Origin of the sequence: Acinetobacter sp. 1294243 (assembly GCF_000588015.1) — a bacterium.
Classification (GTDB): domain Bacteria; phylum Pseudomonadota; class Gammaproteobacteria; order Pseudomonadales; family Moraxellaceae; genus Acinetobacter; species Acinetobacter pittii.
In genome coordinates this window covers 65007-87305 of record NZ_JFXG01000007.1, presented here as the reverse complement: position 1 = coordinate 87305, position 22299 = coordinate 65007, and the positions used below count along the sequence as shown (strand labels likewise).

Sequence of the window (22299 nt, the reverse complement as noted above, 5' to 3'; positions counted from 1 at the left end):
AAACTAATTCAACTTCCAATAAAAAAGACTGCAATTAAGCAGCCTTTTTTTAAAAAATTCTTGAAGCAATCTATGCAATTGCTGAATCCATTTTTCGTTGGAAACGTTCAGCATCAGCACGAGAAACTGAAACAAATTTACCTGTAGGTCTCATTGATTGAACAGCACTACGGCGCATTTTCGCTAATTTAATTTCCATTGCCTTTTGCCATTCTTGCAATGTTAAACCAGCTTCTTTAGCTCGTTTCATCTGTAATTCAAGAGGCATATTTAACATTACTTTATTCATTATCATCCTCCTCTAAGTAGAACCAAATATGACCAATTTCAATAGATTCATCTGTCGTTGAATCTGCTATGTTTAATACTTTAAACGAAGTGGAATTTTTAAACAAGACTTCATCTTCTGTATCGGAATTCTCACTGATCCATTCAATGTGTTTTCCAGTTTTGGATTGAATGATAAGTCTAATTTTACGTTGAGAAAATAGGTCAAATTGTCTATTAGCTGCTAAAAAACCTTCAGTAATATAAGTCTCATAATTCAGCATCGATTCAAGTAAATTTTGAGGTAATTCTTGTCGCGAATAAACGACCTCCTCATTGTAATTTGGCAATTTATCTAATGCTTGTCGCAATAGAGAAATGCCTTTTAACTCAATTAAAACTTGTTCTTTTGAATAAGGAATTGTTCGATGTAAAACACCATTAATTCCCCCACAACCTGTTCCAGACCAATAACGAATTGCAATTTGTTCTGGTAAAGTTAGACCATATTCTTTTGACTTTTTAACAATCTCATCTGAGTTTAAAAGATCATTTTTTAGAATTCTTAATTCATTTTGACTTACCCATTCTTTAACAATTTCTTCCTGTTCTTCAATTGAAAGTGGATGATCACTTCCCAAATATTTCGACACTATGTCCTTCCACTTCATAGACTTATCTATAGTCAATTCTACAGTATCAGAAAGGTTTGATAATTTATTTTCTTTGAAAATATTTGCGCTGGAATCAGTGGAAATTGATACGATTTCACTAATCGACTTTCCCAATTCGGATTGACCAGCCTCCGTCATAGAACTGTTACCAAGCTGCTGTTTGGCTAGTTCAATTTTTTCCAAAAGTTGATCCCGTTGCGCCGTTTGTTTTACTAATTCTTCATCAAGCTTTTGTTCTTGTTCTTCAACCTCTACAGCCTTTTGATCTACTGAAGTACGGCGTGGAGGAAGACGCACTTTTTCACGTTTGTTTTGAGCTTGAATCTGTGATTGTGCTTCACGAATTAGCTTTGCTACACCATTAACAGCATTATCAAAAGTTGGCTTATAGTCATCACTAAAATCACCTGATAGCACAATCACTTTTTCATTAAGTTCTGCCTTGACCACATCTGCTAAAGCACGAACATAAAGCGTAAGTGTTGCACCACCAGAAAAGAAAAAAGTAACTGGTAAAACACTGACACCAGCAACGCGTTTAATTTTTCGAAACTCTGGTGTAACGATAGTTTGGCCTGTTGCTTTTGCTAATGCAGATTGGATTTTTTTAATATATGGAGTGGTAGCTGTTACAGCTGCAAGATTAAGACTGCCCATGAAAATAACCTCTTATCAATGAGGCTATTTTGATATTCCCTAACCTAACAAAATGAGAAAGGTTCCATCCAAGTTTCAAAGCGTTGCACTTATTAAAAAATAAACTACACATATCATCTAATTAAATGATACAACTGAATAATAGGCCACAAAGAATGGCTGAAACATCACTAATTTATTTATATGGAAGTTTTAAATGTATTTTGTTTATGAGGGTCAAGAGATTCACCTTGAACCAAATAAGATTCAACAATTTGGCAATGACTTGGTTTATGCGGATATCTTGCTCTGCAATACAAATGAATTAATTGTTCGTAAATACAAGGGCCAAGAAATATCAATTTCTACTAAAAAATTTACTCCCTTTTTCAATGCAACTTTTCCTCAAATGAATGTTCAAATCCAGTGGCTGAATATTCAAAAGACTGCTGATTTAAACACTTTAATCGATATCGATAATTCCCTAGTTAATAACAAAAACGATAAGATTCCATTGACACTAGCTCAGCAGAAAGTTCTCAATGTAAAAAATCCTAAAACTTTTGATTCTCGCTATGAAAGAGAAATAATTATTAAGAATCTATCAAAGGCTATACAAGTTTTTGTTAAGTAAAAAAAAGCCAGCTTTCTTAGCTGGCTTTAATTTCAGGTTAATTCCAAATAAAAAACTGTAAATAAGAAAATGTATGACTATGGATTTATAGGTAAAATAATATCATAGCAACAAGATCATAATACCTAATAATCTAGTAATAGTTCTCTATACTCTAAAGCATAGCTATTATCTTCACACAAAAAAGCTTGTTTAACTGAAATCTTAGATTCATGTGGTAACTTTTTAGCATTTAAAGTGTTCACAATTATTCCAATTAATTTCTTTTTATCCTCAGGGAAATTTAAGCCTAATGTAATACTTTTAATAGATGCATTAATCTTTGTCCTGTCCGGATTAGGATATTTATAAGTTTCAAATTCAACTTTATTATTCAAAAAGGTAAAAAGACGGACTTCATTTTCATAAGACCAATCTTTATTTTTAGTTAAAAGAAACTGATTGAATATATACTCATCTTTATCTTTATATCTTTTTTTATCATCAGCATAGTCAACCTTACTAATTCCATACCCAAAAGGTAACTCCCCTCCAAAGAAGTACTCAACCATAATCCCTTGATGTTGCTGAGCATAATGTGACCACATTAACATCGAATTCTCGTTATTAGAAAATGAACATATATTATAATTTTCAAGTATATGTGTATCTGGTCGAATTTTACTTAGTTCCGGTAATTCAATAGGATCATTTAACAATCTTTTACTAGGTAAGAAGAAATACTGATTTGTTAAAGCATCGATTGTATTAACATTAAATGGAGAATATTTATATAGGACATTAAATCTAGTAGAAAGAAAATTATTCCACCTAAAACTCTTCACCAAGCCCAGATTAAATTCATCTACAAGTTTATTATATTCTTCTTTTGAAACATCCTCACAATTAGCCTTCTTATATAAATCCAGATAATTATTAATGACGATATAATCATATTCTTTCGAAGATCTCATACACTCCAAGGCTTCTTTAGAATATTTAAAAGCATTTTTATAATCATTAATATGCATATAACAAATTGATAAAGAGTTTAAAGTGCTCATTGTAGGCCTATTGAATTTATGAAATTTATTAATATTCTCAATTGTATTTTCATAATTTTCACATGAAATACTTACGTAGCAATATTCATTAAATTCAGATAGTTCAAATTCCTCTAAGGATAAACTGTCACCATATTCTTTTAATTTCTCTTCTAATTTCTCTTTATGGTATTTATCTTTAATACCATTTAACATTCCTTTTAATTTAGTGTAAATTATATTATTTACAACTTCATCTTTTTTTAATATTTCTTCTGCTTCTTTAAAAATTGAATAATTTTCAATTGAAAAATTCGAAAAATAATTTTCTTTCACTTTTTTTTCAAGATCCTTACATATTAATTTAAATTTCAATATTAAAAATAGAAAGTAAGAATTTTTATCATTTTTTAGAAAATTTAAATCATTAAACTTATTAATTACATATTCATATATTTGCTTATTAGAATCTCTATCCAACTCTATTTGAGCTAATAGATAATATAAATGTGAATCTATTATTGCTATTAATTTATCTTCTTTGTTAGCTTTTTCAAAGTGTGAAATAACATCATTAAAATTTCTTGCCTCATATGCTTTTTGGATCAACACATCAATGGTAGGGTTAGGCCCTCCAGCTTTCGCTTCATTTAAAAAAACTTCATAGATTTTCTTTTTGTCACAATTTCTTATTTTTCCTAACTCAAAACTATTTATTTTTAAAAGAGAGTCTTCCAAAGTAATTAAATTTTCATCAATATACTTTTTAATAATTCTATAATTTACCTTATCTACATTATTAATAATTTCCAATCCTTCTTCTAAATCACCCAAGCAAAAACATAAATCAATTAGTATCCTATCAATATTTCGATTACCTCTAAGTTCATTATGATTTAATATTTTTTTTAAAAATAACAATTCCTCTCTACTCAGTTCTTCTAAACCATCTAGATCATATATATTATTTAATACATTTTTAATTTTTTGGATTTCATCATTCTTATAAAAATAGTTTAAGCACTTTAGCAAATGATCAATTTTATTTGTATAATAAAATACACTCCAATTTGCATCTGCATGATTGCTATCTATCAATAAAGCCTTTCGATAAAATCCTAATTCGGTATGTCTTGATTTATTATAATCAAATATTTTTCCTGCGACATAACCAAGATAAAAATAGGCTTCTGCCTCCGATCCTTTTCTTTTAACTATTTCATCAAAAACAAAGTCATTATTATCATTTTTCATATCAAGTATAAAGTAATAATATCCAGGATAGTAATCATTATCCGAAGTATTCCATTCTTCTTCTAAAAAATTTAGATGTGAGAACTTTTCATTCTTAATCCAATTGATTATTTTCTTTTGATCATTAGTATTCATAAATATCCATTAATTAATAAGCATGATTAATAGCCTGAATTTTATACCTTTTTTTCTTATTTTCATATAATCTAATTAAAAAATAAACACATTTGCAGAATTAAGATTTAGCATAGAAAGCTAGATTTTTCATACTAGCTTTCTTTTTAGCGGGGAGTTCTATTAAAGAACATCTTAAAATATTTATAAGCCCTTATGCTCTCACAGGTTCATAAGGAAAGCGTTTTAATACTTTACCAAGCTCAAGCACCTCATCTTTATGTAAAAACTCCCATAAGCCATTAAACTTTTCACTCAATTGCACAACATTAATGGGTGTGTAATGAAGTGAATATTGATGAACAGAAATAACGCCGTTTTCTTGAATCGATATCCAAAAGTTTTTCGGACCTTTTGGAGATTGATACTTTAGCTTCTCACCTAATTGATGTGCAATGTCATAAGCAAGGGGAGTTTCTAATGCGGGATAACGTGCTGCAAGATTATCTACAAACTTCTCTAACCGTTGTAACGTATCTGTTTCAGTGGGAGCAAAATTTTGAAGTGGCATCGTTTCAAGGTACTGCTTCGCATCATTAAAATGAATTGAGAGTAATTGACTATATTTTGAAATATTAAAGTGCCTATTATGACGTATCCACATCGAAACTCTTAGACTTCGATCTTTTCCTGCACGGCGATCAACTATCTCGTGTAATGCATTTTGTTGTTCTGGAGAAATAGTAAAGCGCTTGTTGAGTGCCTGTCCTTTTGTCCAGTAGTTCCACAATACGTCATCGCATTCTTGCTGATACATGATTACTGTGTCACGAATCTCAGGTTTAACTTTACCTGGCATTATTGAATAGAGCCATGCAGGTAATTTCCTAAGCAATAAACATGTATGAGCACGGCACTGATCATCTCCCAATATCTGCATTGTTATTTCCACAACACAGGTTGCAAACCTTTGTTTTAACTTGGTAAATTGTGCCGCCCAATCAAGCCCCATTCCTTGAACAACTGAACGCATTGGAACATAGGGTTGCCCTTCATGTTCAACAATGAAGAGTTCAGTGCCATGAAATGACACAACTTGTGGTATGTATGATAAATTAGTCATATCAATATCCTTTTTTCATGTGATTTTTGATAGACCCCGAGTTCGATCCGGCAAGATTACTCGGGGTCACCCCCACTGGGGGTGGTTTAAATTTATTATTCTCTCCCCCTCTTGTCAACCCCACTGGGGTTCATTATTATTTATTTAACTTTTCACTGCTTTAGAATTTCTTATGAGTAAACATCTAGGTGTCGAATACAAAGTTCGAATGCCGCAAGAATTGAAAGATAAGATTGCCGACTCAGCTAAAGAATTAAACCGGTCCATGAATCAGGACATTGTAGCTCGACTGGAAAAAAGCTTTGCTCCGATAGATTTAGATGAGATTGAAAAACAGTTGAATGATTACTACTATTCAAATGATTTGATTCTTGCAACTCCAATACGCTTACCTCGGATTAACAAAGAGTTAAAGAAATCAGATATAGATCAAAGTGGCTTTGATAATTTAAGAAGTATCATTAAAAAAACTAAAGATATTAATAAATCTTTAAATGAGTATCTGCCGCACGCTAATCTTCAAAATGCTGCTTTTCATGAACAAGACAAATATCTTGCAGTAAGGGGTAGTCATGGCAATACGACAGAAAACTGCATAAATCTTATAGAATATATAAAAATGCCTGAGTGTATTCAGGTACTTCTTTTTGCTACCCATAACAAACCTACACCTGGTTTTAGCCGCGAAGATGGTCCTGAAACTAACCTTCCTCTTATGGGTGCAATATTATTAGTTGAGTTAGAAGATTTTAATGCGTATGTGATTTTTGACGGATTATTTTTGACCGCTCAAAGGTATCCTAGATATAAAGAAGTAAAAGAGGTTTTAGACGCTGCTGTTATTTCTGATAAAGCATATTTTATCAATATTCCTGTTCCTTTTACTTCAACTTGGGGGCCAGTAGGTGCAGTAGATCAACTTCTACCTTTGCCTCGTCAAGAGCTTACTCCAGACTCAAGAAAGAACTTCTTTAAGTTATTATGTAATATTTCAGAAGAAAAATACTTAGATATGTACCGTTCTTAATTAAAAAAAGGGATTGATTGACTCAATCCCTTTTACTTATAGGGGATTATTAATTTGCATTAATGTGATTTTGATTCGTCATAGATAAAGTTGCTTGAATTCCTTTCATCAAAGGTTGATGTTCAGGTTGTTTCATAGCTTGCATAAAAGAGGTAAGTTCTACCTGCAAAGTTTCAACTGTTTTAGTAGATTTAGGAACACATTCATTTACATGCTTTGACAAATAATCTGTATATTCTTTAATTTTAGAAGCCCCAGCATTTAAATACTTATCTTCTGTGCTTTTCATATCCAATAAAGCTTTAGTGTAATTCCTTGAATATTCTTGCTCATTTGATAAAGCAATTGAGGCATATCCAAATGCAAATACTTTAGTAAGTGCTGTATTTGTAGTTTTTGGACTCACCACACCTGTACCTAATTTCCGATCAATAATTAAAAACTGATTTATATATGCTGAGCATGATGCAAGATACTGAGCATTTTGTGCATTTTTTGGAAACTCTGTTAAAGGGTTAGCATTTACTGCAGTTACCATCAAACTAGTAGCAATTATAGTTAAAAGTCTTTTCATGATTAAGCCTCATTCTTATACATTCCAATGCCACCAGTAAGTGCATGAGCAAGGAAACGGTCATTAACATTCTGCCCGATGTTACCATTATTCTGATTTACAACAACAACTTCCTGTGGGTTAGGAGTATTTAAAGGTTGCTTAAACGGCGTGACATTAGTTAATAATTTACTTTGATTATTTAATGAAGGTTTTGCTTTTGTAGTAGCTTGGGGAACGATAGCTTTTTGGGTGCTTAAAACACTAGCAACTTTAGCTTTTGTATTGGCCACAATATGACTTGATTTCAATCCTGATACAGCTGGGGTATTTTCTCTAGGTAGATTTGTTTTCTGTTCCTGAACAGTTTTATCAATGTTAGCTCTGTATTTATATTCCTTTTCTAAATGCGGTCTATAATCAAATGACTTCCCATTGCGAAGCTTTGTTTGCCCATACGCCCATCTTACATATTTTGTGCCGAGAACTCGGGCAATATCTTCTTTTGATGCATTTGGTTTTTTTTGCATATAAGCTTTAACTGAAGCATATTCTGGATTCGTTTCGATTTCATGCTTCATAAATGCACCTTGTGCATCTAAAGCTGCTTGGCTCCGTACCATATTACCGTTTGCATCAAGTAATCCCCTTTCCTTCATATATGCCGTAAGCCGGTCTTTACGGGCTCCTTGCCAAGAAATCATTCCCATATTTATTCCACCAGCTTTATCTTGATGTTTACCAAACAAATATTCATCTCGATAATCATTTTCTCGACCAACGGAAGCAGTTAAACCAGCAGCCCAATTATCATTAAAACCAGCTTTCTTCATAGCATTGTAAACTGCAAGTTGCTTTTCCTTAGTTTTTTCACCAATTGGAGAAATAGTTGATCCATAAGCAGGTACATTTTTATTTGCACCAAAGCCCGGCTTATAAACGCCTTGACCGATTCCCCATGTTGGAACGCCGTCATGAAAGGGATTAAATCTGTTAAATTTATCTTTAATGAAATCTAAGGTATCACCAGCAGTATCTTTAACGCCATCTACAACTTTTGAAGCAGTGCCTTTCGCCTGATCAAAAGCATTAGATGCATAACTTACAAATCCTTTCCAAGCAGTATTAATAATACCTGGTACATCTGCAGCTATTAATGAATCTGTCCACTCTTTAAAATACGGCGCAACTGCTGTACCAAGCTGGTTACCTATCCAAGATCCAGCCATACCACCAATCAAGGTACCAGCTGGACCAAATATGGATCCTACCGTACCGCCGATCACCCCACCAGCAAGACTACCAACTGTACCGCCCTTTTCTTGTGTACTTTGTTCATTCCAATCTAACAATGATGCACCAGCAGCAAGTGCACCAATTACGGGTAGACCACGGCCAAACTTGAGAAGTTTACCCAAGCCCTTTCCTAATTTCCCTACACCTTTCTTTCCTTTACCTAAGGCACCGCCTAACAGCCCACTGCCTGCTGATAGGGCTGTAGTAAGTAATTTCCCTATAGAGCCAAGCAAACCGCCTTTAGACGCTAAATTATCAGCTATACGCTGCAATAGTTTTATTTGTTTGCGGTTATGATTTTCTTGTTCTCGCGGTAAAGGTTCATTCCGTTTTCTACTACGCATAAAACCTGTTAATGGTCGCATCGCTAAACCAGCAGCACGGCGTACAGGTGAAAGTAAGTGACTAACTTCATTTATTGCATCAACTGTAGGATCAACACCTTGTGGTGAGTTCGGCATTACACCTTTTACCGCCGTGGTAATAGTTTGTGCAACTTTGCTAATAGCGGATTGGTTTTTAACATCTTCTTGATTAGAAACAAAACGCCCTTTCTCATCACGTTCTGGTGTTGATGAACTTACGATCTTACCCAAATCTTCATGACTATTAATTTCTATAGCTGGCTTTTGTACCTTTGGCTGGTTGATTCGTTCTTTATTTGCTGAATTAAGGTCACTAACTGATTGCTCTAATTCATCAGCAAAGTCTTTCACAAACTTGTCGGCTACAACAAAAGGCTGTGTGATTGGATTTGCTTTTTCTTTTAATAAATCTTCGAAGTCTAATACTGGTCTATTATTGACAGCATTAAGCATTTTTTGAAATTCAGTCAGTTTAGGCTGAGGCTTAGCAAACTGTGCTTTTTGCTCTTCAAAGCTTTGAGTAAGAATTTCGATAATCTTTTCAATATTTGAATCAATCGTACTTACTTTTTTTTCAACTCGTTTCATACCAATGATAAAGCCAAGCTCATCATAAGATAAAACTGGATTATTGTGATTTGAATCTGTCATAACAAAAAATGCCCTATACTGATATAGGGCATTTTGGCAATTTTTAAATTTTAAAGCGTAAGCAAGTTCCTAAGGTTTAGAATTGAACTTGAATGGTATTTACAATTGGACTATCTGTAATAATTTTTACCTGATATCCTAATTTTTCAAATAAAATTCTGACTTCTTCTAACTTAGTGATATCAGCTGTTACCTTTTGATAAGTTAAACTACTAAGTCTATTACCAACTAGAGTATCCTTAATAATTTGATCATTCATCTGATCAATAATAGCTTCGACTGATAATACTTTTGAACCCGCGATTTTTGCCGCATCAGCTGCTGTAATGCTAGATGACATATTGAACATCTCCTTAAGTTTTAGTGTTTTCTACATTATAGTAAGCACCTGATATTAACTCTGAAAAAAAACTAATATTTTTTAATTTATTAATCTTCTGGTTCAATTTCACCAGCTTCTATGAGGGCGAGTTTACGCATAAACGCTTCTTCTTTGTTCTTTTTCATATTTGCTTTTGCGATTGCCATTCTTTCTTCAGCACCCGAAATAACAGAACTACGCCGTGCTTGAACTTCTGACTGATCTTTAAGATCATCTACATCTAATCCCCAGAACATTGCCTCAGTTCGAGCAATGTTAGAAATGCTGATACTTTGTTTAACGTTCAAATCAACCACTTGAATAATCAAGCCCATTTTAAACTTTACCAGCGCCAATTCATCTTCAGTTGGATTATTCAGATTAAGTACTTCATCTCTAATATGAATAACACTGTCGATTGTATCGGTAATTAACTCACCTAATTTGTGAGCTCTTATACGGTTATTTTTCACAACTAATGCGGACTTTAAATAGTTCTCATTGACCGAAGAACTACCGCCGTTGCTTTGACTGTTATTTTTTGAGTTTTGACTATTAAATTCAGCAATATTTGACGTTTTTTTGACTGAATTTTGACTATTACTTTTTTCTTTATTTTCAGAATCTTGTGACTCATCTTGACCATTGTTTTTATTGGTCAATTTTTTAATCTCTTTATTGAGTTCTCGGGCAGTCTTTTTGACTAGAGATTTAGCTTTCTTTTTCCATTTTTCAGCAAGTGCTTTACGGCGTACTACTGATGGTGAAGGCATCTCACAACCGAGCTCTTCACCAACATGATCAACTAAACCTTGCCATGTAATCTTAGGTGAAGATTCATAGACTTCTTTTAGTCGGTTCCAAATTTCTTCCGAATATTCAATCTTGCGTGCCATTTGTGTCTATCCATTACTCTGTAAATAGACCTATTTGTTTTACTTCCGCTATAGCTTGTTGCTGTAAAGAAGCCTTACTAAAACGCTTTTTATTTTGAATAAGGTCAATCAATGCCTTTTCCTTTAAATCGTTTTCGTCACGCTGGAAAACATCATCAATAGCCATTTCTAGGTTACGGATCTGTTTAGCTCTATTTTGTTCACATTCACGAACAATAAGCATTAAAGCTTGTAATTCAGGTAATACTCTGTCTTGAATAGATTGGTCTTGAGATAAACAAGCCTGAATAAGCTCTTTTGAAGCAGTTAGTAACTGTACTGTTAAAGCTTTTGGAAATGACGTTATGTGCTGTGCAGCGGCCATGCTTAATTGAAAAGCCATGGCTTGAGTATATTCACTCATCATATCGCCAAGACTATTAAACAAAATACCTGCTACAGAAGCAGTTTTATCTAGCTCTGGCTCAACAGTAAATCCAAGTACCCAATCAGAAGACACACCATATTTTTGGCATAGCACAGATAATAATTCTGCATCTGGCATTAACTTACCATTTTCGATTTCACTCATTCGATTCTTATGAGGTGTTCCGAATATTTCTAATGCTACGTCTTCTTGACGTAATTGAGCCATGTCACGCGCCATTGCAAGTTTTCTACCGATAAGTACTCGACGTTGCAAATCGCTCTTTTTCGCCATTTAAATGCTTCTCCCAGCTAACCAATCAAAATCTACAGTTTTAGATAACCAATCAGTTTCATCTGTAAAAACACAAGAAAGCCAGACACAACCGTCTTCACATGGTTCTGCCAGCTTAATTTGTTCACTTATGAAAATATTGTCGTCTTTGAATAACAAGCCATCACCTTTGACACTATCAATAATAAGTTTGGGATAGTTATCAATATCAAATCGTGGATATGTCTTAGCACTGTAAGAACGAGTTTTAAGTGGTGGTTGAACAATTAACCGTATTTCACAAAGTTGATCGATAGCTTTTAACTTAAGTGCTCTAAACATAGGTCCATATTGTTTTTGAACCTTGTCTTTATACTTTTTAGCACCTAATGAAAGACTATTTCTTTGCTTTCCATTCTGATCAATTGTAGCCCGCCAAATCTCGTTAGCGCTTAATCCATAAGGCAATTTGATTGTGATGTATTGCTTACCAGAAATGATAACACCGCCTGTGGTTCCCCTATATATACTATTTTCACCGTCATTTTCTTTTTCAACATGGCACGGGAAAAGCACATGTTTAGATGAGCTAGTTTTTTGCTTTTTAACTTTGTTATTACCTGTTGAAACACTGAAATCCTTAAAGAGTTCCTGTCTTTTATTATTAGAGAAAAATTCACTCCACTGACGGCGTTTTGAACGTGATGACATTCGGAAAAACTCATTTAAATTTTATCTAAATGATTATTTATTAAATGTTATTGTGCCGTTCGATACAGTTCCAATCATAAAAATGAATTTTAAATTTAGTTGTTATATATAAATTGATTAAATTTTATTTTCTTTTATAGTGAATTATTCACAATTAATCACAACTTCTAATTTTCAAGATAACTTAAAATGACTGAAATACATGATCAAAAACCAAAAGTATTTATTTCATATAGCTGGACCACACCAGAGCATGAAAAATGGGTAGATGAATTAGCTCATTCTCTTCACGATGCAGATATACATGTAATTTTTGATAAATGGGATTTAAGACCTGGACAAGATTCAATAGCGTTCATGGAGGGCATGGTTTTAGATCCAAGTATTACTAAAATTATTATGGTTATTGATCAAAAGTATACAGAAAGAGCAAATAATCGATCAGGTGGTGTTGGAACAGAATCAACAATTCTATCTCAAGAACTTTACTCTAGAAAAGAAACTAAAGATATTGTTGCAGTTATCGCTGAACCTGGGGCAAAACCACCTGTATTTTACTCAAGTAGAATATATTTAGACCTATCTGACTCAGATAACTTTCCAAATCAATTTGAACAACTTGTCCGTTGGATATATGGAAGATTTGAATATGAGCGTCCAAAGAGATCAGGTCAAAGACCTAGTTACATAACTGAAGATGCCAATGATACTTCCTTACGAACTAATACTGAATACCGTTTTGCTTTAGATGCAATCGAAAAAGGCAAATCGAATATTAGCGGTTTAATCAATACTTATCTTTATAAGTTTCTAAGTGAGTTAGATAAATTAATTATTACTGAAAATGATGAAGAACTTGCTTCAAAAGCACTTCTAAAAAACTTTAATTTAGTTCAACCACATATAAGAGAATATAAACACCTGTTAAATTCTTTATGTATCCACGCCCCTGATCAAAAACATTTTAAACATTTTAAAAAATTTCTAGAATTATCTTTAAAGTTTTTAGAAGTTGAACCTAATGAATCATACTCCATAGCAAATATTTCACTTTTTGAATCAATTATTTATCAAATATTTACTTCCACATTAGCAGTCTATCTAAAAAATGATGAACTTTCAGCTATAGAAGATTTACTTGAAGAAATTTATATCTACTCTCCAAAGCATTTAAAAGTTCACTCTAGGGAACGTTCTACAAGTTTTGAGATTTTCGCACCTTCAGAATGTCTTAATTATCTTAAAAGAATTTACCCAGATAAAATTGAACCTATTAGTGAATTTCTAAAATTAAATATTGATAACGAAATTGTGACTTTTGATGATTTAGTTGATATAGATATAATTCTTTATCTTAAATCAGCTGCAATAACAATTATAGAAAGTAAAACACATATAATGTGGTGGCCTCATTTAGCACTTAATAAAGGTTGGAGACCCCGCCCATTAACAATTTTTTCTAAGGCTGAAAAAAAATCTAAATATGATGAGCTTGTTAAATTATTTAAATTTGAAGATTTAAGCTTTATTGAAACTATCTATGAAAGTAAAGATGCTGGTGGTTGGGGAGAGGTATATCTTCCCCAATGGAGAAATGGGGCTGGATTTTTGCAATTAAAAGAATTAACTAACTATGAGGTATTAAAAAAATATAATTTAGCTAGATTAACTATAATTTAATATTAAAAAAAGTCCGCACCTTGGGGAAGTTGCGGACTATAAACTTACAAAAACTAAAGCGATAACTAGTTCACATAATATAAAATATAAATCGTATCTAATCAATATATTTTTTAATGTTTTGTTCTCATCATTTTTTCAACGATTTGTGAGGTTTCATGAAAATCTATATCAAAACAAATCCAAAACCTTAATCGCTTATCTCCAAGAATATAACTTTGAATGAAATACTCTGACTTTTTCTCTGGATCAATTTCAGCAGCTTTAAATGAATAAACATCTTTCTCAACAACCTGTCCGTCGAGATCACCGCCAATACATATTTTCATTTATTTGCTCAGTTTTATTAATATATGATCTTAACACTCATTTTATATTTCTACTATTTGTGAATTTTTTGGCTTCATCCATTCCAACAATTTTAATTTCTTTTGGGTTGTTCTGGTTAAGTAGTATTAATTTATCATTTGCCTTATCCAAAAATCTCCAATCCTCATTTGGCTTGCTTTCCTTAATTAAAACTTTTGGTAAATCGGCACGATGTATATTTTTTTGGATATCCGAAATACCCTGTAGAAAAGGAATGACTACAATCAAGAACGTTATACTTATATATTTCACAAAATCTCTAGTATTGTACATTGAAAATGCAAAAAAAATTCCAAAAAAAAGAGATACTGAAAAGAAAAAACCAAAAGCAACTTTTTCAGTTATTATTTCGTATATATAGTAAAGACATATTATCATTAGTCCAATTCCAAATTTAATAATATTTCTTTCTCCACTACCTTTTACAAAAACTTTGTCATGTAATACAAGAATTAAAAAATATAAAATTAGCAGTCTTAATGAAGCGTATGCCAAATCAAAAATATTAAAAAACTGAATTATCCATAAACTATCTAATGATTTAGTAAAGTAGTATCCTAATTTATAAGAAATACCAATCAAAATAACTGTACTCGTGAATGCAGCAATTTTTTCAGAAAGATCTGCTTGCTTAAATTGTTCAAGAATTAACATATATGTAAACCAATTTAAATTATCTTGTGCAGTATACCTTCTATAAAGCTCTTCAAAAGAAGAGCTTATTTTAAACTTAATTAATAAATTTACCCCCTATCAGCTTTTAACTTTTCAGTAACTAATTGGTCAGCAACTTTCTTCACATACTTCCATGTGAAATATTGATTAATTTCAGACTTACCTTGATAAACCCGTTCAAGTTGAAAAGCTGTAATCGCGTACCCGATCTCAAATGCTAGTAACTGCCAGTCTTCTTTAAATACCTGAGCAAACCTATCTAAACCTTGTTTTTGTGCCTGTATACGCAATTGACGCTCATCTGGACCACGTTTTATTTCAGACTTCGGCTTCGTTTTTACAAAACCTGATGAAATGGCCCAAGTAACACAAATTTCACAACGGCAACCCATTCGTTTATACGTTGATGCTGTACCATGAGTAACTGCAATAATTTCAACTTCATCAGAGGTAATTTTTTTAATTTTATTACCTGGTTTTTTTAACCATTTTTTAACTGCTTTTTCTAAAGCTTTACGCTCTTTTGATTTAGCTGCAACGTTTGAGTAAGCAACTAATGCGTATTCCGATTTTTTCATATCAACAAATGCGTTCACTGTGCTTTACCTCCACCTATACGAGCATCATCCCAATCACATTCCACAATATCTAAGCCATCATGCTGAAATCTTGACCATAGTCGATCCCCAAGATCTTCGCGGACCTCAGAAAGACTTAGGTTTGAAATCACTACTGTTGGCTTCAACTCGTCATAACGAGTGAGTAGAACCTTATGAACACTCTCAAGCAGTTGAGGACGTTTTTCAGCACGGTCATGTAAACCGTATTCGTCAATAATTAATAAATCTTTTTTCACATAGCGTTTTAGCGCTTCATCTTCACTATCACCGCTACGGCGATAAGCACCAGCGATATCTTCAGCTAGGTCTGCAGACGTGATGTAAATAGCTTCCCAGTTTTTAATGATGATATTTTTCAGAATTGATGAACCAAGATGGGTTTTACCCGTACCAGTGCGACCAACAAGAAGTAAATTTCTAAAAACTCGTGCATTGAAATCCATAGTGAATTTTTCACAAGTTTTACGAGCTTTGTCTTGTCCTTTGTGACTGACCGCATAGTTACTAAAGCCGCTATTTACATGTCTTTTAGGAATACCAGCTCGAGCCATTTTTAAAGTCAAAATACGTTTGTTCTTTTCACTTTCATATTTTTCATTTGACTGCTGCATGGTTTCCTCAACACATGACTGGCAAACGATTCGACCGTGAACATTGATCATGTGTTGATTGTGTATCGTACAAATCTGATTTGTTTGGGTAATTTTATAATCCAATTTCTGAGGCATTGCGTTCATATCAATCCACCCTTCACTTCTGTGTGAGTTACTGGTTCATATTGTTTTGGTGCTCCCCATTGTTCATTTACGTTGCGTGGTAATGATTGATGGTTTTGCTCATGACCAGTAGTCATTTCGGGATTTTCGTTTTGGTACCAAGAAGCTTTGAATGCTCCCCATGGATTTTGTCTTTTCAAACAATATTCAACGGCTTCCTGAAGGGTGATTCCTGCTTTTAGGGCTTCATTCAAAAGTGCGTCAAAAGCGTTTTCGGTATTCTGAGCTTTCTTCGCTTTACGAACTTGCAAGAACTCAGCAGCGTCTTTCTCAGGTACACCATTTTTTTTCAAAGCACTCTTGAAACTAAATTTTGCTTGAGTCGATGAATCAACTACGCAAACGGCGGAGTTGTTATTACCTTCTGGATTCTGATTAAAGGATTCAGGATTCAGTGAATCAGGATTCAGATTAAAGGATTCAGGATTCAGGGCGTTTTGGTCTGAGATAGAAACAGTGTTAGAACCGTTATCTAACTGTTCTTGTGCGTTCCCATTAGTGTTTGATTGATTCGATTCGTTATCTTGATAACTGTTTTCAACAGCAGAACCAGTATTTTGAGGGGCAAATGGACCTGTTTTATCGTAAAAATGCTTCAAATCATTCTTATTTAACTGAATTGGCTTTCCTACAATCGTTTTGTTTTTGGGATTACGATAGTACACAGTATAGATACCATTACGGTTTGGTAGTTCACTATCTTTCTCTAGGCCGTGTGGGTTTTGATGCTTAACAAAGTTAACGATTTGGATAACATCAATACCATCCGCGTTGTATAACTCGATAAAACCGAACTTCGAAATGTTCTCTAACTGTTCTGCAACGTTTATATCGTCTGCAGGAAATAAAGACATTTTGATTTTCTTAGGTCGATTTTCTAAACGACCTTCACGGTCTGCTAGTATCCATAGCCCGATAAATAACAAACGAGCTTCAAAAGGTAATTCAATAATGTCTTCATTCATAAAGAATGAGGGCTTAATATTTCTAGATCTTGCCATTTCTTAAGCTGCCTCATTTTTGTTTGTATTTGAAAAGGGATTATTCGCTCGAGCAATTGCAGCCATAGGCAAAGGTGAAACACTATTGCCACACATATGTACTTGGTCTTTTTTTGACAACGGTTTGCCGCAATAAATCGGATCGATGATGTAAGAATCTGGAAAACCTTGCGCTTTATAAAGCTCTCTTGGCTTAAGCATTCGCAAACGTATATCAACAATTACCCAAGGCTCTCCTTTGATCCATACAGTGACTAATGCAAGTCGATCTTTGGTCGTTAAGGTATCCATAGGTGCAGTGATGTCTCTTGCATCACCATTGCCGTAATAATTAATCAAGAAGGTCGCCACTCGTAAAGCACCCTCGAAATCGTCTTTACTTAGTTTTGCAGTTACTAAACCATGATGGCCGCCTTTAACTTGTGCACAAATCGTTGATAGTGGTTGATCTATAGACCAATTACGCTGTTGAGATGAATTGGCAAATTCAGTTAGAAACGGGGCTAAAATTGGACACACAAGTTGACTATGCCCACCATAGCTTGCAGTTGTGGTTGCAAGAGGCTCAGTAATGTTATGACCTATGCTTGTATTAAAATCACGGCAAATAAATGGAGTTGAAGAATTGACGAAATATGGATTTTCAGCATCAATCACAAATCGCTTCAAACCTTTCGCTAAACGTTTAAGTGTAGCTGGAACAAGTGGTCCTTTCGGACGATTAAAAATGGAATTACCTAAATCAGACCAATCAATAGAATATGCCGTAGGAATCCACTTACTCTGTTTAGCCTTAGGTTGTTTTGCAAAATACTGTTCAGGCCAAACAATTGGATTGCCATCACAACGGGCGATTAAAAATAATCGTGAACGAATTGTTCCCGCTCCAAAATCAGCAGCAACAATATTTGCACGCCATTCAACAATGTACCCAAGACCCTTTAATGTCTTAATAAATCGTTTCCAAGTTTGACCAATACGTTTTGGATCTGGGATCAAGAACTGTAAATTTCTTGGTACAACTTCACCAGGCTCTGCAATACGATTTACCAGCTTTCCATTTACTTCAATTTTTTCAAGGGTTACAACACGGCCTGTTGCTTTGTCACGTTTTGCAATTAATGGTCCCCAATTAAGCATCTGGCGAACATTTTCCATGCTAATAACATCCGGTTTTACTTTCCCTGCAAATCTTGGGATAACCCATGCAAGATCTCTAATTTCTTTTTTCCGCGGTTGACCACCAGCTGCTTGTGAATGGTGGGTACAATCCGGGCTCGCGTGAAACCAACCAACTTGATAACCGTCACAAATCTCAACGGGGTCAACTGCGAAAACATCCTGAACATAATGGATCGTATGAGGATGATTTACTTCATGCATTGCAACAGCTTTAGGATTATGGTTTACAGCTACATAGACCGGACGGTTAAGCCCCATTTCTAGACCTGTACTGGCTCCGCCTCCACCAGCAAAAAAATCAACAATAATTTTCTCGGAAAAATTCAAACCATATTGGGTTTTAAATAACCGTGAAGTTTCAAAAAATACCTTATTGTTCATGCATTAGTCCCCCACTTGCCCACAATGATCACAGTGATCAAAGTCATAGGGGTTGTGTTGCCAAACGATTTTTCCACAACTTGGACAGTTAAATCGTGTTTGAGGATTTTTGACTTTTCTCTTGGCTCTTTTAAGGTGCTCAGGCATTTTTAAGCCCGCGCCCTGAGTCATGATTCGTGGGTTATATTGCTCAAAATCAAAAGTTCTACGTTTTGCTTTCTCAGCTAAAGAAAAAGGAATAGCAACATACTTTCCACCTAGTTGATTTACTTCGTCTTTGGAAAAATAAGATGCTTTTTCAAAATCAGTAGCTATGTCATAGGTGTTTTTATTTAACCAATAGACATCATTTCCAGAGTACTTTCCTTGAACGAAAACAGCATAATCTAAAATATCATCAAGAATTTGAGTGCTATTAGGTATAGTTTGGTGATCAACCTTCCATACAGCTAATGCATCAACATGATCAGCAGAAATAGGACGTTCAAACTCTCTAGCTTGATTGAAATGACGTTGTGCCTCCTCAAATGTACAAACATATGCTTGATCAATATCAGTGTGATAACCTGCAAATTGGTGACGATGAAAACTAACATTAGGACCGACATTGTCTCTAAAGCATGCGATATAAAAACGATCTCTCATGCTTCACCTTCCTGAGATGGTTTGTACAAGCTCACCTGTTCAGCATAATTCCAAGCACGTTCACAGATGTTGTTAAAAGATGAGCGGCGTTCATCTAACCATTGTCGACGCCATTTGTTTTGTTCAGCTGGATCTTTAATTAAGTTATAAGCTTTGAAAAAAGCTGTCCGGTCAAGGTATGAACCTAATAAAACGCTATTAAAGCTATCTACTAAATCTTGTTTTTCTGCATCTCGAACTTGGATAAGTGTTTCTTCAAAATTTGTTCCAAATTTAGAGACAAACCACTCTTCATGCCCTCCGAAAAGAAAGAACGGCACATCTAAATCATGCTGTATTCCCTTCGCTGAATATTGTCCATTTCCAAGTACACACGTAACTATCGCAGCAATTTTTAAATTTGATGCTTCAAATGTACATTTATCACTAAGGTTTATTAATTCAAAAATCACTGATCAGTACCCACTTCAAAACGAGAATTTAAGAAAGCTTTATTCACCAGCCCCACGTAACGTGACCAGCCAAAGTTTTCTTGCCAAAACCACCAATTGTTCTGATCGTCCCGTTTCCAGGGTGTACCTTCAGAATCTGTATGGTTAGTTCCAAACGGCCAAACCTTTTTAAAAGTCATGAAATCTCCCTTTGTGCTGATAAAGCACGATTGAGAAGTTTGTCTTCATCGGTTTGAAGTTCTACGTTTTGATGCGGGGCATCTTGTTTGATTAGACAAGTCGAGCACTGTTCTTCATTAAAATCAGTGCATTTGCCTGAGCAAGGATGATTTGCTAAATTACTCACGTTCATTTCTTCCAAGGTTTTGAACTGCCATGACCATTTCCTGTTGGCGCAGGAAATGGTTTTTTTATTTCCAGCTAAGAAGATCCAGCTGGACTGATTTGTCACATGCATTTGAATGCCGTGATTTTTCGGCCCGTAAAGGCACTAATTCAAAGGTATCTTCGGTATACCCGGTTTGTTTTGACCCAATAAAAACATTTCTGAGAAACTCGTATTCAGTTTCTGCTTCTGAGATTTTTCTTGTGCAAATGTTTTTAATTACGTCTAGAGAGCTTTTATTAGCCATCTCACCTTCTACTTCTGAAATCTTTTTCTTACACATAGAGCGGATGAGATTTGATAGAGAATTCTTGCCCTCTAACTTGGCAATCCATTCCATCTTTGCTTTTTCTTCTAAAGATAATTTTGCTGAAGCATTTGCTAAAAGTTTTTCAGCCATACATACCTCATTACATAGATATAGTGAGAAAACCTTTAAGAAGTTTTGGATTGGACATTTTTCCTTTCACGATTTACGAAAGCATCTAATGCCACACCTTTTTCATATCCAATATTTTTTTGGGTGTTATTTAAAATCCGAGAAACTGAACTTTGTTCAATCCCGGTTTCCTCACTTACTTGTTGTTGGGTAAACCCACGAGTGCTTGTTAAAAAAAGGATTTTTTCTTTAAGTGTCATAATTAGCTCTTACGTCTAGACCGATTTATGCAAATTATTATGCATATTTGCATTATCGTCAATGCATAAGTGAGTTATTTCCCCCAAATTATGCGTTTTCGCATAAAATGGATTCGCGGAATTACTGGTGAAATCTATGAATTACCTGAAATCGAATCTTGAATACTTGCTTAATAAACATGAAACAAATCCAAATGATCTTGAGCAAAAGAATCCAGAGATTAAGCAATCGACTGTTTTCCGCATTTTGAACGGAATTACTAAAGATCCTAGACGCTCTACATTAGAACCTATTGCTAAATGGGCAGGCGTTACTGTTAATGAATTATTTGATAAAGACTTATCTTTATTAGAAAGAAATCAAAATCAACATAATCCAGGTCCTGATAACAATAAAATTTACGATACCGAAATTCATTTATATGAAGAAGGTGACCCCATCCCTGATGGTTATGTAGCTATTGATTTCTATAGTGAAATTAAAGTTAGTGCCGGAGGTGGATACTTGAATATAGAGCAGCAAAGCCCACATAAATTTTTATTTCCCGTAAATGAAATTAGAAGATATGACGTGAAACCAGATTGTGCAAAAGTCATCGTTGTTGATGGTGAAAGCATGGTGCCAGACCTTTATCCAGGGCAACGAATATCTATTGATACTTCAGCAAAAAGAATTTTTGATGGTGAAATTTATGCCTTTTTAAGAGGCGATGAATTAAAAATCAAGATGTTATTTGAATGGAATGAACAAGGTAGAGGTGGCTTTAAAGCTGTATCTCGTAATACAGATAAAGTTAAATATCCTGATGAATATTACTCACCAGCTCGTATTGAAGCTGAAAATGTACAAATCATTGGTCAATACTGGTGGAAATCGGAAGGTCGTAAGGTGAGACGATAAGTTATGAAGAATAATGTACAGAACACCGCTGATTTGATTGGTAGACAAGCATTACTCACAACATTTGTTGAAGAGGTTGTAAGGTCATCACCTAATATGGCTGCAACGATTCTAATGAATATAAAAGAACTCTCTAATGAGCATCATCCTCTTGTAACTCAAGCATTTACAATGGATCATTTTGAAAACCATGATATGGCAGGGAACGTCATTAAGAATGCCTTACACGGTTTTGACATGGAATTAGCAAAAATGCTTAAGCTTACAGTTGAAAATTTAAAGATTTAGTCTATTAATTTAGTAAATTAACTTTTTAAATTAATACTCTAG

The 22299-nt window shown here is 34.1% G+C and carries 26 protein-coding genes and 1 pseudogene; 5 read left to right on the top strand and 22 right to left on the bottom strand.

All coding sequences use genetic code 11. From position 1 onward, the window contains the following. Positions 1-70: 70 nt before the first annotated feature. Together J655_RS14375 and J655_RS25705 are read right to left on the bottom strand one after the other, a co-directional pair. Entirely contained in the window at positions 71-289 is a 219-nt protein-coding gene (locus tag J655_RS14375) for a hypothetical protein (RefSeq protein WP_032052555.1), read from the bottom strand. Positions 290-1042: 753 nt separating this feature from the next. Then, positions 1043-1598, bottom strand: a pseudogene (locus J655_RS25705) (hypothetical protein); the annotation flags it as partial. Positions 1599-1794: 196 nt separating this feature from the next. On the opposite strand from J655_RS25705, the gene J655_RS14370 reads away from it, so the two are divergent. After that, the gene (locus J655_RS14370) at positions 1795-2211 is read left to right on the top strand and encodes a hypothetical protein (RefSeq protein ID WP_031980729.1); all 417 of its coding nucleotides are present in this window, start codon (positions 1795-1797) and stop codon (positions 2209-2211) included. A gap of 125 nt (positions 2212-2336) precedes the next feature. Here the strand turns inward: J655_RS14370 and J655_RS14365 are convergent, their stop codons facing one another. Together J655_RS14365 and J655_RS14360 are read right to left on the bottom strand one after the other, a co-directional pair. Beyond that, positions 2337-4622 carry a DUF2971 domain-containing protein gene (locus J655_RS14365; RefSeq protein WP_031980728.1) on the bottom strand — a complete coding sequence of 762 codons (2286 nt, stop codon included), beginning with the start codon at positions 4620-4622 and terminating at the stop codon, positions 2337-2339. A gap of 193 nt (positions 4623-4815) precedes the next feature. After that, positions 4816-5724 (bottom strand): phage antirepressor N-terminal domain-containing protein, encoded by a 909-nt coding sequence (locus J655_RS14360; protein WP_031980727.1) that lies wholly within the window; start codon positions 5722-5724, stop codon positions 4816-4818. A 172-nt stretch (positions 5725-5896) separates the two neighbouring features. Here J655_RS14360 and J655_RS14355 point away from each other — a divergent pair, with 172 nt between their 5' ends. Continuing rightward, a complete protein-coding gene (locus J655_RS14355; RefSeq protein ID WP_031980725.1) occupies positions 5897-6751 on the top strand; it encodes an Arc family DNA-binding protein in 855 nt (284 codons plus the stop codon). Between the two features lie 49 nt (positions 6752-6800). On the opposite strand, the gene J655_RS14350 is transcribed toward J655_RS14355, so the two are convergent. From J655_RS14350 to J655_RS14325, 6 genes are all read right to left on the bottom strand, one after another. Then, positions 6801-7325, bottom strand: a complete 525-nt coding sequence (locus J655_RS14350) for a hypothetical protein (RefSeq protein ID WP_031980724.1) — start codon at positions 7323-7325, stop codon at positions 6801-6803. 2 nt (positions 7326-7327) lie between these two features. Continuing rightward, on the bottom strand, positions 7328-9616 hold the full coding sequence (locus J655_RS14345; RefSeq protein ID WP_032052552.1) for a phage tail tip lysozyme: 2289 nt from the start codon (positions 9614-9616) through the stop codon (positions 7328-7330). Positions 9617-9692: 76 nt separating this feature from the next. Further along, complete coding sequence (locus J655_RS14340) at positions 9693-9956, bottom strand: hypothetical protein (RefSeq protein ID WP_032052551.1); 264 nt, start codon at positions 9954-9956, stop codon at positions 9693-9695. Between the two features lie 89 nt (positions 9957-10045). After that, positions 10046-10873, bottom strand: a complete 828-nt coding sequence (locus J655_RS14335) for a hypothetical protein (RefSeq protein WP_031980721.1) — start codon at positions 10871-10873, stop codon at positions 10046-10048. 13 nt (positions 10874-10886) lie between these two features. After that, the gene (locus J655_RS14330) at positions 10887-11573 is read right to left on the bottom strand and encodes a helix-turn-helix domain-containing protein (protein WP_031980720.1); all 687 of its coding nucleotides are present in this window, start codon (positions 11571-11573) and stop codon (positions 10887-10889) included. After that, positions 11574-12263: a RusA family crossover junction endodeoxyribonuclease gene (locus J655_RS14325; protein ID WP_031980719.1), complete on the bottom strand. Its 690-nt coding sequence runs from the start codon at positions 12261-12263 to the stop codon at positions 11574-11576. It lies immediately after the preceding gene. A gap of 189 nt (positions 12264-12452) precedes the next feature. On the opposite strand from J655_RS14325, the gene J655_RS14320 reads away from it, so the two are divergent. Next, the gene (locus J655_RS14320; protein ID WP_031980718.1) at positions 12453-13943 is read left to right on the top strand and encodes a toll/interleukin-1 receptor domain-containing protein; all 1491 of its coding nucleotides are present in this window, start codon (positions 12453-12455) and stop codon (positions 13941-13943) included. Between the two features lie 113 nt (positions 13944-14056). Here the strand turns inward: J655_RS14320 and J655_RS14315 are convergent, their stop codons facing one another. The 12 genes from J655_RS14315 to J655_RS0104500 all read right to left on the bottom strand — a co-directional run bounded on the left by J655_RS14315 (position 14057) and on the right by J655_RS0104500 (position 21068). After that, entirely contained in the window at positions 14057-14272 is a 216-nt protein-coding gene (locus J655_RS14315; RefSeq protein ID WP_032052550.1) for a hypothetical protein, read from the bottom strand. Between the two features lie 37 nt (positions 14273-14309). After that, entirely contained in the window at positions 14310-14966 is a 657-nt protein-coding gene (locus J655_RS14310) for a hypothetical protein (RefSeq protein WP_032052549.1), read from the bottom strand. 89 nt (positions 14967-15055) lie between these two features. Then, complete coding sequence (locus J655_RS14305; RefSeq protein ID WP_031980714.1) at positions 15056-15583, bottom strand: hypothetical protein; 528 nt, start codon at positions 15581-15583, stop codon at positions 15056-15058. After that, positions 15580-16344 carry an ATP-binding protein gene (locus J655_RS14300; protein WP_031980711.1) on the bottom strand — a complete coding sequence of 255 codons (765 nt, stop codon included), beginning with the start codon at positions 16342-16344 and terminating at the stop codon, positions 15580-15582. Before J655_RS14300 ends, J655_RS14305 begins: the two co-directional genes overlap by 4 nt. Beyond that, positions 16341-17384, bottom strand: coding sequence for a hypothetical protein (locus J655_RS14295; RefSeq protein ID WP_031980710.1), 1044 nt, complete (start codon positions 17382-17384; stop codon positions 16341-16343). The genes J655_RS14300 and J655_RS14295 overlap by 4 nt, the downstream gene beginning before the upstream one ends. A 3-nt stretch (positions 17385-17387) precedes the next feature. After that, positions 17388-18947, bottom strand: coding sequence for a DNA cytosine methyltransferase (locus J655_RS14290; RefSeq protein ID WP_032052548.1), 1560 nt, complete (start codon positions 18945-18947; stop codon positions 17388-17390). Positions 18948-18950: 3 nt separating this feature from the next. After that, positions 18951-19592, bottom strand: coding sequence for a hypothetical protein (locus tag J655_RS14285; RefSeq protein WP_032052547.1), 642 nt, complete (start codon positions 19590-19592; stop codon positions 18951-18953). Continuing rightward, positions 19589-20044, bottom strand: a complete 456-nt coding sequence (locus tag J655_RS14280) for a hypothetical protein (RefSeq protein WP_032052546.1) — start codon at positions 20042-20044, stop codon at positions 19589-19591. The genes J655_RS14285 and J655_RS14280 overlap by 4 nt, the downstream gene beginning before the upstream one ends. Beyond that, the gene (locus tag J655_RS14275; RefSeq protein ID WP_032052545.1) at positions 20041-20223 is read right to left on the bottom strand and encodes a hypothetical protein; all 183 of its coding nucleotides are present in this window, start codon (positions 20221-20223) and stop codon (positions 20041-20043) included. The genes J655_RS14280 and J655_RS14275 overlap by 4 nt, the downstream gene beginning before the upstream one ends. Then, positions 20220-20396 carry a hypothetical protein gene (locus J655_RS25315; protein WP_171073765.1) on the bottom strand — a complete coding sequence of 59 codons (177 nt, stop codon included), beginning with the start codon at positions 20394-20396 and terminating at the stop codon, positions 20220-20222. Before J655_RS25315 ends, J655_RS14275 begins: the two co-directional genes overlap by 4 nt. A gap of 58 nt (positions 20397-20454) precedes the next feature. After that, the gene (locus tag J655_RS0104505; protein WP_031980701.1) at positions 20455-20829 is read right to left on the bottom strand and encodes a hypothetical protein; all 375 of its coding nucleotides are present in this window, start codon (positions 20827-20829) and stop codon (positions 20455-20457) included. Positions 20830-20864: 35 nt separating this feature from the next. Beyond that, entirely contained in the window at positions 20865-21068 is a 204-nt protein-coding gene (locus tag J655_RS0104500) for a MarR family transcriptional regulator (RefSeq protein ID WP_031980700.1), read from the bottom strand. A 136-nt stretch (positions 21069-21204) separates the two neighbouring features. Here J655_RS0104500 and J655_RS14270 point away from each other — a divergent pair, with 136 nt between their 5' ends. Together J655_RS14270 and J655_RS14265 are read left to right on the top strand one after the other, a co-directional pair. Next, positions 21205-21969 (top strand): S24 family peptidase, encoded by a 765-nt coding sequence (locus J655_RS14270; RefSeq protein ID WP_025470636.1) that lies wholly within the window; start codon positions 21205-21207, stop codon positions 21967-21969. Between the two features lie 3 nt (positions 21970-21972). Beyond that, complete coding sequence (locus J655_RS14265; RefSeq protein ID WP_031980697.1) at positions 21973-22257, top strand: hypothetical protein; 285 nt, start codon at positions 21973-21975, stop codon at positions 22255-22257. Positions 22258-22299: the final 42 nt, after the last annotated feature.